The following is a 15,969-nucleotide window of genomic DNA, read 5'->3' on the forward strand; positions in this document are numbered from 1 at the left end:
GGCGGATAGCGTTTGAAATGCTTAAAGATTTGAGTAAAGTAATTGATATTATTAAAACCTACTTTGCTTGATATTTCCGTAATGGAATCGGTAGTTTCGCGAAGTAAATATTCTGCCTCGTTCACTCGATAAAGGTTCAAGTATTCAATAAAGGTTCGACCGGTTAGTTTTTTAAAAGTTCGACAGAAATGATAAGTACTCAAATTGACTAATTTAGCTGCTTCATCAACCGTGATTTTATCCGAATAATGATCATTCACATACAGAAGCAGTTTTTTAAAACGTTCAATTTCACCAACATTAATGGTGTTTTCGTTTGAAGCCTTCATATTGGGGTAATAGTACCTAGTTATATCAACAATCATTAGGTTTAGTATGGATTTTATTGCAAATTGATGACCGATCTGACTCGAATCAAACTCATGAATGATCTTGTCCACGTATTCGCGAAACAGTGGATAGTGTGGTAATGTTTGATCGATTTTATTAGGGAATGGGAATTTTCCATTAATAAATGGTGCAGTAAATTTGAATTGGTACGGATCAATTTCTGAATTTCCCAGTATGGAGTCATCGAAGAGTAGCGCATAGAAATCAACGTAGGTATTATCAACGGAATAACCCGAATGAAGCAGGCCTTTGTTAACGAAGAGGATATCTCCTGGAACAGTCGATATAGCATTGTTTCCAATATAAAAGATAGCATGTCCCTCAATCATGTAAATGATCTCGATATCTTGGTGCCAATGCAAATGCAGAATATTGTTGCCAGCATGTTTGTTGTGGAAAATGTTAAATGGAAAAAATTTATCAATAAGAGGTGGAAACTCTTTTAGTGCATCTTGGTCTTTCAATGGGTACCCCTTTCTTAACGTAAGCAAAATAGTGTAAATCTAAAGCAATATACGCTAGAGATGAATGTGATTTGCTATATTATACTCAATTTATCAAGAAAAGAGGAGATGAATATGAATGCTTACTCAAGAACAATTAAAGCAATATCAAAATGATGGGTATATTATTTTTGAAAATTTATTTACAGAAGCTGAAATGGATCGAATTACGGTAAAGATAGACAAATTTGATGAAGAGTCTGAACGAGCTTTGCAGGAGCAGGGAAAAAATTCAGCAAATTCTCATATTATTCCTGGGCAAATCAATTTCACAATCAGATTAAATTTGTTGGATAAAGAAATTCAACAATTTGCTATGCAAGAGAAGTTTGCTGACATTTCGACCGGCTTGATTGGACCGGAAGTTCAATTGTATTTTGACCAGTCGGTATATAAGCGTCCTGAAGCCAATCGAGATTTTCCTTGGCACCAGGATAATGGGTATGTTCCGATCGAACCGCAGCATTATGTTACATGCTGGTTAGCGCTAGAAGATGCAAGTATCGAGAACGGCTGCATTTGGGTCTTACCAGGCAGTCACAAGCAAGGATTAGTGGAGCATAAGAAAACGGATGTCGGCTGGCAGTGCTATTTTGGTGAAGACCCAGGGATTCCAGTGGAGTTGAAGAAAGGCAGCATGGTTGCTTTCAACTCGTTGTTATTCCACCGGAGTACACCTAACAGAAGCGATAAAATTCGTAAAGGATATATTTTACAGTATTCTCAAACAGGCGCAAAGAATCCGGATACAGGCGTAGTATTTGACAACGGCCCAGTGATTGCAAAGAATGGACTTTCTGTATTAGCTTAAACCATGGTTAATTCAGGTGAGTGGATCTTTTTTAAGATCTAATCTCACCTTTTTAATATCGTTTATCTTGGAGCTTATGGAGCAAAGCGATATTGATGGCAATAATTAATTTTCATGGAGGTAATTCTTATCATTTGCGAAAACGAGCATGAAAAAGCATTATGGTCTGAGCTGTTTCCCGACGAGTTCGTATCGCGAATGAATCAATGCCCTATCGTATATTTGCCGCTTGGACTTTGTGAGCCCCATGGACAAATTAGTGCGTTTGGCTTAGATCTAATCAAAGCAGAATGGCTATGTGCAGAGGCCGCCAAACGAATTGGGGGTATTGTCGCCCCTTCGCTTGGATACCACATTCAAGAGACCGGATACCATGCGCGTTGGTTGGAAGATACAGTAGGGGAAGAAAACCCTCGGATGACTTCACTTCCGCCTCATATTTTTATTCAATTTCTGTTATACCAAATGCGGTCTTTTGTAAATGCCGGATTCAAAGCCATTGTAATTCTTACAGGACATAGCGGGGGTAATCAAGAAGATCTTCGCCAAATTGCAAATGTTTTTATGCAGCATATACCGGTTAAAGTGTGGGTAAAAAGTGATGCTGAATTGGTAGAGTCGCTTTATTCAGGAGATCATGCGGGCAAATATGAAATATCCCAGTTGCTCTATTTACGTCCGGATCTTATTGATTTTACAAAAAAAGAACTCGAATTAGCGCCACAATCAGGAGGACGTCTTGCGCTTGGAGACGATGCCTTGGAAGCAAGCAAAGAGTACGGGAAAGAGATTATGGAAGCTTGCTTAACTGCTTTATGCCTACAGGGTGAAAGCTTGTTGACACAAGTTAGTACTACATTGAACATAGATAAAGTTCATTATAACCTCATCGAGACCATTTGGTATGAATCCTTAGCTATGTCTCAGAACTGGGTCACAACAAAACCGAGACAAGGACAACGGGAAGTCTCCCCAAATTCTCAATGGAAGCGTTATGAATTTATTTAGTACCATAATAACTATTTAATTGGAGGAAACGATGAAGTATAGAACATTAGGAAAGACGGGCATTCAAGTGTCTGAGGTCGGTTATGGAGCATGGGGAATTGGTAATGTGAACTGGACGGGCGCAAAAGATGACGAGTCACTTAAAGCGCTTCATCGAGCCATTGATCTAGGGCTGAACTTTATTGATACTGCTTTGGCTTATGGAGATGGGCACAGTGAAAGACTGGTAGGTCAGGTTGTCAGAGAGAGGCAAGAGAACATTTATATCGCTTCCAAAGTTCCACCCAAAAATAGGATTTGGCCGGCTCAAAACGGGTCTCATGTAGCAGATACATATCCAGCAGAGCATATCATCGCATCTACAGAGCAGAGTTTAAAAAATCTTGGCGTTGAAGCCATTGATTTGCAGCAGTTTCATGTATGGTCAGATGAATGGGTGAATCAGGGGGATTGGTTGGATGCTGTAATGAAACTAAAGCAAGCGGGAAAGATCCGTAACTTTGGCGTATCCATCAATGATCACGAACCCGAGAATGTACTTAAACTAATTGAAACCGGAGTAGTGGATGCCGTACAACTCATTTACAACATATTTGATCAAACACCTGAAGAACGTTTGTTAGCCGCTTGTCAAAAATATAATGTGGGAACGGTCGTGCGTGTAGCCTTGGATGAGGGTGGTCTAACAGGGAGAATTACGCCGGATACTGTTTTTGATGAGAACGACTTCCGAAGTCATTATTTTAAGGGAGAACGAAAACGGGAGGTTTATAACCGTGTCTTGCAAATTACATCCGCTTTGAACATCCCGATCGACCAAATTGCGGAAACTGCTTTGCGTTTTGTACTTTCCCATCCTGCGGTATCAACGGTAATTCCGGGTATGCGTTCGGTAAGAAATGTTGAACTCAACTGCAGCATAAGCGACGGGATTGGACTATCCACAGAGCAACTTATCCAATTAAAAGAGCATCGCTGGTTTAGAAACTTCTATAAAGCGGAGGTTGTTGATGGGGCATAACGTTCAGACTTGCGTCTCAAATATAGAATATCATCAACTGGGAGAAAATCTAAAGGAACTTCAGGAAATGGGACATAACATTAAACTGGAGCGCTGCCTCCAGTTATGCGTGGGTTGTAAATCAGAACCTACTTGTATTGTAAATGGCATTAGAATTCTGAATCCTAAAGAGCTTTTATATGAAAAACAACAAAAATAGAAGATAATCTAAAAAGTTAGGAAAGTACCGATGAATGTATGTATTTAACAAAGGAGCTTTGGTAATGAGTGTAAAAGGAACTGGAAGCTTGAATGATACTGTAGACATGAGCCATGAGTTTACTAAACTTGAAAATACTTATTTTTTCGGGATGAATGTGGTTAACTATGAAGCAGAATCGGAGCAAGGAGCGCTTCGTTTCGAACGATTTGCAAAAAAACCACGAACTTCGTTTAATCAGACAGAATTTGCGTTTGAACCGACTGGTTCTTGGGAATTCCCTGCTGAATATGCAGAATCACCAGAACTGCCTTTTTCCATTTCCTTCGTATCCGAATCGGTCGTTCGCATACGAGTGAAGACGACACCGGGCGCTTTCCGCCAGAAAGAGTCACTCATGATTCCAGAGGAAATACCTAATTACTCAGGCTGGAAACTTGCTCGGCGGGACGGAGAAATGGAATGGAACAGCAACGAGGGTACTATCCTTCTTCGTTTCAATCCCTTTCATCTTATCTTTAAGGATTCGAAAGGAAGGATCTTGACGCAGACGTATCATTTGCAGGACAACTTATCGCTGGTGAGTTCAAAAATTCCATTCTCATATGTCCGTTCAGCATCCGACATGCAATTAACGCTTGCAGCTAGTTTCAGCCTATCCCCTCAAGAAAAAATATTTGGATGTGGTGAATCTTTTACAGCATTGAATAAACGGGGGCAAAAAGTTGATTTATGGACTAAAGATGCTCTAGGCGCTCAAACGCCAAACATGTACAAGCCCATTCCTTTTTTTATGAGCAGTCGTGGATATGGCATGTTTGTGCACACCACAACGCCATTGTCGATTGACTTTGGTCAATCATTTGATGATATGAACACGATATATGTAGGAGATGAAGAGCTAGATTTGTTCTTCTTTTTTGGAGAACCTAAGAGCATACTTTCAGAATATACAGCATTAACCGGACGAAGTCCTGTACCGCCGCTTTGGTCATTTGGTTTATGGATGAGCCGTATCACGTATAAATCCGAAGCCGAGGCGCGAGAAGTAGCGACCAAGCTCCGAGAATTTCGTATCCCATGCGATGTAATCCACTTGGATACAGGCTGGTTTGAGAAGGATTGGCGCTGCAACTATGAGTTTTCCCCCTCTCGGTTTGAAGATCCGGAACAGATGATTCTCGATTTAAAGCAACAAGGATTTCGCGTGAGTCTATGGCAGCTTCCGTATTTTACACCTAGCAATGAATTTTATGATGAAATTATTGAAAAGGGGCTAGCAGTTAAAGGAATAGATGGCGGTCTCCCGACAGAAGATGCCATTCTCGATTTCAGCAATCCAGAGACAGTCACATGGTTTAAGAAAAAATTAGAGGTACTTCTTAACTTGGGTGTCGGCGCAATTAAAGTAGACTTTGGGGAAGCTGCACCTCTACATGGACTGTACCATTCGGGTCAAAGCGGTTTTTATGAGCACAACTTATACCCTTTGCGTTATAACAAAGTCGTGGCTGAAGTCACCGAAGAAGTGAATGAGGAATCAATCATTTGGGCGCGGAGTGCTTGGGCTGGCAGTCAACGTTACCCGATCCATTGGGGTGGAGATGCTGAAAACACGAACAGTGCAATGGCGGCTTCGCTCCGAGCAGGACTATCGTTAGGCTTGTCCGGTTTCTCGTTCTGGAGCCATGACATCGGCGGTTTTGTTCGCAAAAGCCCTGAGGATCTCTACCGTCGTTGGTTGCCTTTTGGCATGCTGACATCACACAGCCGCTGTCACGGAGCACCCCCTAAGGAGCCATGGGAGTATAGCGAAGCGTTTGTTGATTCGTTCCGTGAGGCTGCACAGCTGAAATATCGATTGATGCCTTATATTTATACGCAGTTCGTACTTAGCAGTGAACAAGGCTTTCCGATGATGCGGACTTTATTTTTTGAATTCCCTGAAGATCAAACCTCGTGGTTGGTTGACGATGCCTACATGTTTGGCGCGGATTTACTGGTTGCTCCACTTATCGAAAGCAATTCAAATCGAAATGTTTATTTACCTTCTGGGGAGTGGATCGATTTCCAAAGCGGTCAACTATACGGTGGGTCACAGTGGCACGAGATTGAGGCGGGATCAATCCCTGTTGTTTTACTTGTAAAAGCAGGAAGTATCATTCCACAAGCGGCTGGTGCTGAACATACAGGAGAAATCGATTGGGACAATATTGATTTCAAACAATATTTTGGAGTAAATGGTGAAGGTTGTTCTGGTCATTTTTTCCATCCAGTTAAAAAAAGGATGTATGCTCTCTAGTTAGCGGCAAAAGGTTTGATCAATAAAGTTAATGCGGCAGCTAGATGATAACTTGAGTTCATGGAAGCTTTTTGAGGCGAAAAATAGACATCACTCGATGATATCGAGAGGGATGTCTTTTCTACTAACACTAGTCGATTTTTATGAATGTACTGGAGAGGATACAGAGTGATAAAAGTGTTCAAACTGCTGCGGTTGACCCAATGGTCGATTTATCCAAAGCTTGTTGTATCTCTTCTAACCGTAATTGTGCCCATTTTAATCATAGGTTTATATATAAACCAGACGAGCGAATCAATTGTTAGTAATGAAATCAGTCTTTCGATGTCTTCCAAGGTCCACTTTTATTTGAATGCCTTTGAAACGGAAATTGATCGGCTGAATCGTTTAAAGGTAAATTTTATTAACGATGGGGACTTGCAGACACTCAGTGTTGCACCTGAGGCTTTTAATACCTATGAACGTCAAAAAGCGATTATCGATATGATCAAAAAGTTGAATTTTTTTAAAACATCAAGTCCCTACGTTGAGAATATTAAGCTTTACATTCCTCGACTGGGACGAAGCTTACTGGCTAATAGTTATGATGACACGATCCCGGATGATGAATTAAAAGCTATAAGTGAATCTGCAAGAAATGGAATCGAGACTACGTATTGGAACGGAGAACTCCTATTGAGTCAAGCATATCCTACGATGACGGATAAGCCGTTATTTGTAATGGAGGTTGCGCTTTCAAACTCACAGATTTTACAAGCATTAGCGAGCATAACCAATTCTTCAGAAGGCGGAGCTTTATTATTTAATCCGCAAGCCCAATGGTCCATATCAGACGGGAAACATTCGGATATTGAAAAACAAATTACGTCCTCTCTATATGACTCAAAGTCCAAAAATGAACTCGACATTTCTCTGCGAATCACGATCAACAAGAAGGGGTATTTAGTAACTTTAGAGCATTCGGACGTATTGAATATGACTTTGGCCCTGTACGAGCCAGAGGAGTTGATATTGACGCCGCTAGAAACATATAAAAAATGGTTCTGGCTCCTATCCCTGCTTTCCATTCTATTAGTGGGATTATTTTCTTATTGGAATTATCGACAAATTCACACGCCAATGCAGCGGATGGTAAGGGCTTTTCAAAAAGTGGAAAATGGTGACTTTGGCGTTAGTATTAAACATTGGAATAACGACGAGTTTAACTTTATGTACATGCAGTTCAATTCGATGGTGAGCCGGATTAACAAACTGATCAGTGAGGTTTACGAGCAGAAAATCAGGTTGCAGAGGTCTGAGCTTAAACAGCTGCAGCTACAGATTAACCCGCACTTTCTGTATAACAGATACTATGCACTTTATCGACTCGCTGAAAGTGAAGAAATTGAGAAGGTCAAGAAGTATACGAAGCATTTGGGTGACTATTTCCGTTTTATCACACGCAGTGCAGATGATGAGGTGACACTAGAAGCAGAAATGGAGCATGCCAAGACCTATGTCAACATCGAAATGTTCTCCTCACGCATGGAGACACAGGTCGGCGAGATTTCAGAGGATTGTAAGTTTATTGTGGTACCACGTTTAATCTTACAGCCAATTATCGAAAATGCCTATCATCATGGACTAGAGCATAAGATTCAGCAAGGAATTGTAAAAATTAGTTTCATTAATTCGTACGAAGCCCTATCCATCTTAATTGAGGATAATGGGGACGATTTAAGTGATGAAGCATTAAATTATTTGCAGACTGCTTTAGATGAAAGGGGAGCTCAAGAAATGACAGGGATGCTGAATGTTCATAGGCGGTTGCAGCTTAAGTTTACAACAGAGTATGGTCTTCATCTTAGTCGCAGTCACTTAGGCGGTTTATGTGTCGAGCTTAGAATTCCTATCCCGAAAGGGGAATACCGATGAATCGTATGTTGATTGTGGATGATGAAACGATGTTTGTAAACGGATTAGCAGAAGTATTGGAGGATTCCGATGATCTAAACCTTGAAATTTATCGCGCTTATTCGTCAGATGAGGCGTTAAATTGGCTGAGCCGCACCAAGATCGATATTGTCTTGTCGGATATTCGCATGCCGCGAATGAGCGGCTTGGATTTGCAGAAGGAAATTAAACAACAATGGCCATCTTGCAAAGTAATTTTTTTAACAGGCTATAATGATTTCTCCTTCGCACAGAATGCTTTAAGGAATGGAGCTACGGACTATATTCTCAAAACAGAAGGCGATCAAATAGTGATCGAAAAAATTAAGCAGGCTATGGAATTGTTGGAAAATGAAAGCGCTATATCGCAATTTATAACCAAAGCTAAAAATCAGTTACAGCAAGCCAGAACCACTTTGCAAAGGGACTATTTGCGAGATATGTTATGGGGAGATAAAAGTGTAAACCATCCATTGGAGCAGCAATTTGCAGATTTGCAAATTTCATTAGACAGCTCTAAACCAGTACTTCTAGTGGTTGGCAAGGTAGATAAATGGCAAGATCAAATGTTGCGGACTGACCGGGCATTGTTTCAATTTGCCATCCAAAATATCGCCATGGAATATTTGGGACCGACGACTAATCTTATTCCTATCGAAATGGACAGTGCGAAATTCGCATGGTTTATTCAACCCAAAGAGTGGGACGATCATAGAAAATTACAGTTGATTCGCTTTGTTCAAGGAACCTGTGAGCAAGTACAGAGGACTTGCCGGGAATTGTTGAAAATCAAAATCTCATTCTCCATCGCCAACAAATATGTCGATTGGGATCAGATACAGCTGCAATTTGAAGCTTTGCAATTTATGCTGAATCAGCGATTAGGATTAGAGCAAGAGTTGCTATTAATTGATAATTCGCTTTCCACTCCAGGGGAGGCAACAGGGATAAGCAGGCCCTCGCAGCAGATTAGGAAATGGATGTCCTCGCTTCAAGTTTATCTGGAAAACAACAAGCAAGCTTCTTTCTATCAAGCGCTTCAAGAACTTATGGCATTGCCCCAGCTGGCTAATGAAGCAGACCAACAAGCAAATGTAGAACAGATGATGCTAAAGGCAGAAATTTTCTTGTCCATGGGAAGCTTCTTTCTATCGAATATTCAACTTTGGAATCTGCATCTAGAAATGAGCAAACAAATCGATMTTTCCAAGCTGACCCTTTATGATCAATTCGTAAATTGGTCAGAGGTTATAGAATATTTCTCAATCATTTCGGAGCTGATATTTTCGATACGATTTAGTGGTTGGCAGGAGCAGGGACTAGGTTTGATCGTTAAATTAAAAGCTTACATATCAGAGCATATTTCCGAAGATCTGTCATTGACGCGTTTAGGTGAGGTTGTCATGCATAATCCTGTTTATTTATCAAGGTTATATAAACAGTTATCAGGTATTAGCCTATCTGAAACAATTGCCGAAGCTAGAATGAAGATTGCGAAAGATATGCTTGCGGATCCGCAGTATAAAATTTATGAAGTTACTGCTGCGGTTGGATTCGATTCACTGAAATATTTCCGCAAATTTTTTAAGAAGGAAACGAATATGTCGCCGCAAGAATATCGCGATTATGTGACTTTAAAGAAGTAGTGATATTACCCCCAAAGTATAGATTGTACCCGTTATTCATTCCAGGAGATTAGCTTAATATAAGAGTAAGAAGATTGCTGAAACAAGAAAAATTTTCAAAATCTTCGACTAACTATTATAAGGGGGAAAGAGCAATGAAACAGAAGAAAGGGATTTCTACTACCCTTGTTGGGTTGTTAAGCCTAGCGTTGGTAGGAACCGGGTGCAGCACAAATACTGGTAACAGCAATTCAGCCAGTCCTACGGTAACTAGTACAGTTGGCACTGAGACGGCAAAAGCTTCAGCAACTACAGCTACTGATCCGTTCGGCAAATATGACCCGCCTATTACAGTGAATGGGGCTATTGCGGTTCCATCTACGCTTAAATTCTTGCCAGGCCAAACCATTGACAAGAATGTTTGGACCGATGAATATGCAAATGCCTTAGGCATTAATTTAAAGTATAACTTCTCTGCTAACAGTGAAGGTTATTTACAAAAGTTGAACGTAAACATTGCTTCGAACAATATTCCAGATATCTTCCAAGTAGATAATCAACGACTTAGTTCATTGGAAAGTGGCGGGAAATTGGCAGATTTAACAGACGCTTTTAATAAATACGCATCACCTCTCTTGAAGCAAGTCTACAATGCCGATAAAGGTGAAACACTTAAGACCGCGACCTTTAATGGCAAGCTAATGGGATTGCCTGTTTTGGCAAATGGAGATCYTTTCTCTGCTCAGATGGTTTGGATTCGGACAGATTGGTTAAAGAAGTTGAATTTACCAGAACCGAAAACGATGCAGGACTTATTGAATATCGCTAAAGCGTTTACAACCCAAGATCCGAATGGCAATGGTAAGGGAGGCACATATGGATTAGGACTCACGAAGGATCTATATGGATCGGCTGTAGGCTCGGAAGGCTTCTTCCAAGGATATCACTCCTACCCTACTCTTTGGGTTAAAGATGCTTCAGGTAAGCTGGCTTACGGCAGCATTCAGCCAGAAACTAAAGCTGCATTGACTGCATTGCAGCAATTATATAAATCCGGTGTCATAGATCAAGAGTTTGCTGTTAAAGATGCCGCTAAAGTTGGCGAAGATAATGCTCAGAACAAAGTTGGCATCCTGTTTGGAGTAAACTGGCTTTGCTACTATCCTATTGATATTGGAATTCAAAAAAATCCGGGTATGGATTGGAAGCCTTATCCACTACTATCCATCGACGACAAGCGTGCTATTCCTGGAGTAAAAACCACAGCAAGCAACTTTGTTGTTGTAAAAGCCGGATATTCAAATCCCGAAGCTTTAGTTAAAATGATGAATCTTTATTATGAGAAATATTTTTCGAAATCAATTGATGAATATCATAAATTTATACTGGATAAGGATCCTACGTATTCGGTTAACCAGCAAGCAATCGTTGGGGCAGCGATTCCTATCGATTATGATCTTCAAGTTGCGGATAATTTAAAAGCAGCAATAACTAGCAAAGATACTTCAAACCTTGGCGCTAATGAAAAAGATTTTTACGACAGTATTCAAAAGTTTTTGGCCGGTGACCGTACACAATGGGCAACGAATCGTCAGAGATCTAATATCGACTCTTCGTATAATGTCTGGAGAGACTACAAAAAGGATGGATTCATGCCGGTTCAGTTCTATGGAGCACCAACCCCAACTATGCTTGAGAAAAAAGCAACACTGGATAAGTTGGAAAAAGAAGAGTTTGTAAAAATTATTATGGGCGCTGTACCAGTAGATGACTTCGACGACTTTGTAAGTAAATGGAAGAAGCTCGGTGGGGATCAGATCACTCAGGAAGTAAACGACTGGAAAGCAAAACAAAAGTAAGGGAAGTAAGTAAATATTGAGAGTGTTGAGTGGTACTCAATTCTCTCAATATTTAGTATGAAGTTAATATTTTGAGCGAAAAAAATATATTATTTAATGTCAAAAATAAGTGGTGAAAACAATGTTCAAGAGGTTAAGTCGAGAAACACCGTTACATGTAATGCTGATCCCAAGCTTTCTGCTTGTCCTAATCTATCATTATATTCCAATGTTTGGTATTGTGATTGCGTTCCAACGCTTTAATCCAATTAAGGGCTTTTGGCATTCCGAATGGGTTGGTTTGGATAATTTTACTTACTCCCTAGCCTTACCAGATACGAAGCAGGCCATTCTGAATACGTTATTTATTGGATTTATGAAAATAACAGCTAATTTGCTGGTGCCATTGATCGTTTCACTCTTATTGAATGAAGTTCAGAAGACATTTATTAAACGAGGAGTTCAAACATTCATTTATTTACCTCACTTTCTTTCTTGGGTAATACTATCCGGAATATTAATTGATATCTTATCTCCTTCGTCAGGGAGCGTAAATCAGTTCTTGAACTTGTTTGGCATCAAATCGATATTCTTCTTAGGAAGTAATCATTGGTTTCCTTTCGTCCTGATTTCATCTGATGTGTGGAAAGAGTTTGGCTTTAGCACAATCGTATATCTTGCTGCCCTAACGAGCATTAATCCTTCTCTGTATGAAGCAGCATATGTGGACGGAGCTAATCGATGGAAGCAAACGATTCATATTACGTTACCTGGTATTCTGCCGATTATCATTCTTATGGCCACGCTTAGTTTGGGGAATGTACTTAATGGCGGGTTCGATCAAGTGTTTAACTTATACAATCCTACCGTTTATCATAGCGGCGACATTCTGGATACACTGATTTATCGAATCGGGTTTTTAAATACGGATTATAGTGTTGCAACGGCATTAGGAGTATTTAAATCGGTGGTCTCGTTTGCTATGATTTCCACTTCGTATTGGGTCGCGTACCGCTTCGCAAATTATCGCATCTTTTAAGGAGATACTCGCAATGATACGAAGATTATCTACCAGTAGTAAAATATTTGCTGCATGTAATCATACTTTTCTGATACTATTATCACTTCTTTGTATACTTCCTGTTGTTCATGTATGGGCGCTTTCTTTTAGCAATAGCAGCGCTGCATCAGCAGGTTTGGTACAAATTTGGCCAGTAGACTTTACCTTGAATTCATACCGTTATATTTTGCACAATTCAGCATTTTTCAGTTCATTTTATATAACTCTCGAGCGGGCAGCTTTGGGTACCATAATCAGCATGGCGCTTAGTATTTTAACGGCATATCCTTTGTCAAAAGAAGTAAGATCATTCCGTTTCCGCACAATTTATGCCTGGTATTATGTATTCACGATTCTGTTTAATGGCGGTCTAATCCCATGGTATTTGTCAGTCCAATATACGGGTTTAATTGATTCGTTATGGGCTTTAATAGTACCTGGGGCCATACAAGTGTTTAATATAGTGCTATTGATTAACTTTTTTCGTGATTTGCCAAAGGAGCTTGAAGAATCAGCTTTTATTGATGGGGCAGGTCATTGGCGAATTTTGAGGAGTATATTTGTTCCTCTGGCGCTGCCTGCAATGGCAACTTTAATTTTACTCACCTTGGTTTGGCATTGGAATTCTTGGTTCGATGGCTTGCTGTTGATGAACTCGCAGAAGCACTATCCGTTATCGACTTATTTACAAACGATTGTTATACAAGGTGATCTATCACACTTGTCAACAGATAATGCTAGGCTAATGAGTTCAATTTCGGATCGTACGATTAAATCAGCACAAATCTTTTTAGGAGCGTTACCGATTATTCTTATCTATCCTTTTTTGCAGAAATATTTCGTTAAGGGGTTAGTAATGGGTAGTGTTAAAGAATAATGATTGGGGAATACGAAGCTGGTTCGGTGCTAGCGTCGAAATAAAAAGAGCAGCGGTTAACTTATTTGAGTTAACCGCTGTTTTTAGATCCAACGATATTGACGGCGGAAGACCGTCGGGGCTACGCTTTCCCGGAAGGACGAAGCTCACTTCGGACGCGATTTGAGTTGGGTTGGTGGGGAACGAGCTTTGCCGAATCATTTTTCCTTTAGTCCGCGGCCAGCCTTCATGAAAACAAACGACGGCATCTGCTTGATGCCTGGGGAGTGGGGGGAAGCTGATTTGCAGCTTTCGAGTGTCGCGGATAGCTTTAAGATAGCGCAAGTATAGCCGCATAAATGAAACAAAAAAACCAGCATTGCAATTTCTTCTGCAAGCTGGTTTTTTTGGTGTATCAGAAGCTTATATATAACGTCATATATAAAATTTTAGATAAATTGTGTCAATATCTTTACAATTAATCATTATATATTGTGTATTATATATGATAATGATACATTTATGACACAATAATTCTGATTACCATATTTTTCATTCGAATAAGGAGGCAAGCTAAACATGACCCAGAGACAAGTGGTACCCTTTCAAGAGGGAAATGCTTCAATGAAAGCTTTACTCGGTGGAAAGGGAGCCAACCTCGCTGAGATGACAAGGGCTGGTCTACCAGTACCTCCAGGTTTTACGATTACAACGGAGGCATGCCTAAACTTTTTTAAACTGGGCAATCGAATCTCAGAAGAGCTGTTCGAACAAGTCGAAACAGCGCTCCAGCAGTTAGAGAAACAGAAGGGACAATCGTTCGGAAATGCAAGCAATCCGCTGCTTGTTTCCGTTCGTTCAGGTTCTGTAAGCTCGATGCCAGGGATGATGGACACCATACTGAATCTCGGCCTCAATGATGTAACGGTTCAAGGATTAGCTTCGCTTACGAACAATGAAAAATTCGCTTATGACTGCTACCGCCGGTTGATACAGATGTTTGGGAACGTCGTGCTTGGCGTTGAATCCTACCATTTCGAACAATTGTTACACCGTTTGAAAGAGGAAGCGGGCGTGGAACACGATCAAGATGTTACGATTGAAGGTTGGAAAGAACTTATCCTAGCGTATAAAAAGTGCATTCTTACGAAAACAGGCAAGGATTTTCCTCAACATGTATACGAGCAATTACGCATGGCTGTTGAAGCTGTATTCAAGTCGTGGAACAATCAAAGGGCACAGATTTATCGTAAAATAAATCGAATTCCAGATGAACAGGGAACAGCCGTCAATATTCAAAGCATGGTATTCGGCAATATGGGCAGTGATTCAGGTACAGGGGTCGTCTTTACGAGAAATCCATCCACTGGGGAGAATACTTTTTTCGGTGAATACCTGATTAATGCACAGGGAGAAGATGTGGTAGCAGGGATAAGGACACCTCTGGCGATTGCTCAGCTGAAGCACGAAATGCCAGTTATATACGAGCAGTTGTTCACTGCATCCAAGCAGCTAGAACAGCATTATAAAGATATGCAGGACATCGAATTTACTGTGGAAAATAATAAGCTTTACMTGCTGCAAACACGAAACGGTAAACGGAATGCACAAGCTGCACTAAAGATTGCGGTAGATTTGGTCCATGAAGGTGTATTGACGAAGCCAGAGGCTGTTGATCGTATCGAAGTGTCGCACCTTGATCAGCTTTTGCATAGAGGGATCGATGAAGAAGCCATCAAGGATGTGTTGGCCAAAGGTCTTCCAGCTTCTCCTGGCGCAGCAGTTGGTCAACTGGTATTCGACGCCGATACAGCGGCAGAGTGGAATCGCGCAGGCAAGACGGTGATTCTTGCTAGATCGGAAACGACGCCGGAAGATATTCATGGTGTAATCGCGTCGGAAGGGGTGCTCACGAGCCGAGGCGGGATGACAAGCCATGCTGCTGTTGTCGCAAGGGGAATGGGCAAACCCTGCGTATGCGGTTGTGAAGACATTCGAATTGTTATGGACGAGAAGCGAATGATGGCTGGAACCAAGGTCGTAGAAGAAGGCGATTGGATTACGCTTGACGGAGCAACGGGTCGCGTTATTATCGGTGCCATGCCACTCCATGAAGCCAGGATGACGGATGAACTTCTGGTCATGCTGAAATGGGCAGATGAGATCCGCACACTGAAGGTGTTCGCGAATGCGGATAATCCGCACGATGCGAGAATTGCGAGAGAACTAGGAGCAGAAGGCATTGGGTTATGCCGAACAGAGCATATGTTTTTCTCACCCGCTCGTCTGCCTGTCGTTCAACGAATGATTTTGGCGGAAGATAAGCAGGAACGGTTGAAGGCACTTTCGCAGCTACTTCCTATGCAGCAGTCCGATTTTGAAGGAATGTTCGAGGAAATGGAGGGGCTACCAGTGACGATTAGG

At 41.0% G+C, this 15,969-nt stretch carries 13 protein-coding genes; 12 read left to right on the forward strand and 1 reads right to left on the reverse strand.

The genetic code is table 11. The features are described 5' to 3' along the window. Positions 1-854, reverse strand: an 854-nt coding sequence (locus tag AC1DVJ_RS27615) for an AraC family transcriptional regulator (protein WP_477595488.1), incomplete at its 3' end; no start/stop codon positions are given. Between the two features lie 118 nt (positions 855-972). Here AC1DVJ_RS27615 and AC1DVJ_RS27620 point away from each other — a divergent pair. The 12 genes from AC1DVJ_RS27620 to ppdK all read left to right on the forward strand — a co-directional run. Beyond that, positions 973-1,704 (forward strand): phytanoyl-CoA dioxygenase family protein, encoded by a 732-nt coding sequence (locus AC1DVJ_RS27620; RefSeq protein WP_477595490.1) that lies wholly within the window; start codon positions 973-975, stop codon positions 1,702-1,704. Between the two features lie 114 nt (positions 1,705-1,818). Further along, a complete protein-coding gene (locus AC1DVJ_RS27625) occupies positions 1,819-2,712 on the forward strand; it encodes a creatininase family protein (protein WP_477595492.1) in 894 nt (297 codons plus the stop codon). Positions 2,713-2,743: 31 nt separating this feature from the next. After that, entirely contained in the window at positions 2,744-3,733 is a 990-nt protein-coding gene (locus AC1DVJ_RS27630; RefSeq protein ID WP_477595494.1) for an aldo/keto reductase, read from the forward strand. Between the two features lie 263 nt (positions 3,734-3,996). After that, positions 3,997-6,234: a glycoside hydrolase family 31 protein gene (locus tag AC1DVJ_RS27635; protein ID WP_477595496.1), complete on the forward strand. Its 2,238-nt coding sequence runs from the start codon at positions 3,997-3,999 to the stop codon at positions 6,232-6,234. A 147-nt stretch (positions 6,235-6,381) separates the two neighbouring features. Further along, positions 6,382-8,148 (forward strand): sensor histidine kinase, encoded by a 1,767-nt coding sequence (locus tag AC1DVJ_RS27640; RefSeq protein WP_477595498.1) that lies wholly within the window; start codon positions 6,382-6,384, stop codon positions 8,146-8,148. Next, positions 8,145-9,812, forward strand: a complete 1,668-nt coding sequence (locus tag AC1DVJ_RS27645; protein ID WP_477595500.1) for a response regulator transcription factor — start codon at positions 8,145-8,147, stop codon at positions 9,810-9,812. The genes AC1DVJ_RS27640 and AC1DVJ_RS27645 overlap by 4 nt, the downstream gene beginning before the upstream one ends. Before the next feature lie 134 nt (positions 9,813-9,946). Continuing rightward, complete coding sequence (locus tag AC1DVJ_RS27650) at positions 9,947-11,650, forward strand: extracellular solute-binding protein (RefSeq protein WP_477595502.1); 1,704 nt, start codon at positions 9,947-9,949, stop codon at positions 11,648-11,650. A 121-nt stretch (positions 11,651-11,771) separates the two neighbouring features. Next, positions 11,772-12,668 carry an ABC transporter permease gene (locus AC1DVJ_RS27655; protein WP_477595504.1) on the forward strand — a complete coding sequence of 299 codons (897 nt, stop codon included), beginning with the start codon at positions 11,772-11,774 and terminating at the stop codon, positions 12,666-12,668. A gap of 13 nt (positions 12,669-12,681) precedes the next feature. After that, positions 12,682-13,566 carry a carbohydrate ABC transporter permease gene (locus AC1DVJ_RS27660; protein WP_477595506.1) on the forward strand — a complete coding sequence of 295 codons (885 nt, stop codon included), beginning with the start codon at positions 12,682-12,684 and terminating at the stop codon, positions 13,564-13,566. Then, positions 13,553-13,732 (forward strand): hypothetical protein, encoded by a 180-nt coding sequence (locus tag AC1DVJ_RS27665; protein WP_477595508.1) that lies wholly within the window; start codon positions 13,553-13,555, stop codon positions 13,730-13,732. The genes AC1DVJ_RS27660 and AC1DVJ_RS27665 overlap by 14 nt, the downstream gene beginning before the upstream one ends. Further along, positions 13,729-13,896 (forward strand): hypothetical protein, encoded by a 168-nt coding sequence (locus tag AC1DVJ_RS27670; RefSeq protein ID WP_477595510.1) that lies wholly within the window; start codon positions 13,729-13,731, stop codon positions 13,894-13,896. Before AC1DVJ_RS27665 ends, AC1DVJ_RS27670 begins: the two co-directional genes overlap by 4 nt. 228 nt (positions 13,897-14,124) lie before the next feature. Continuing rightward, the coding region (ppdK, locus tag AC1DVJ_RS27675; RefSeq protein ID WP_477595512.1) for a pyruvate, phosphate dikinase at positions 14,125-15,969 on the forward strand (1,845 nt) is incomplete at its 3' end.

Source organism: Paenibacillus sp. P4_A9 (genome assembly GCF_056402415.1).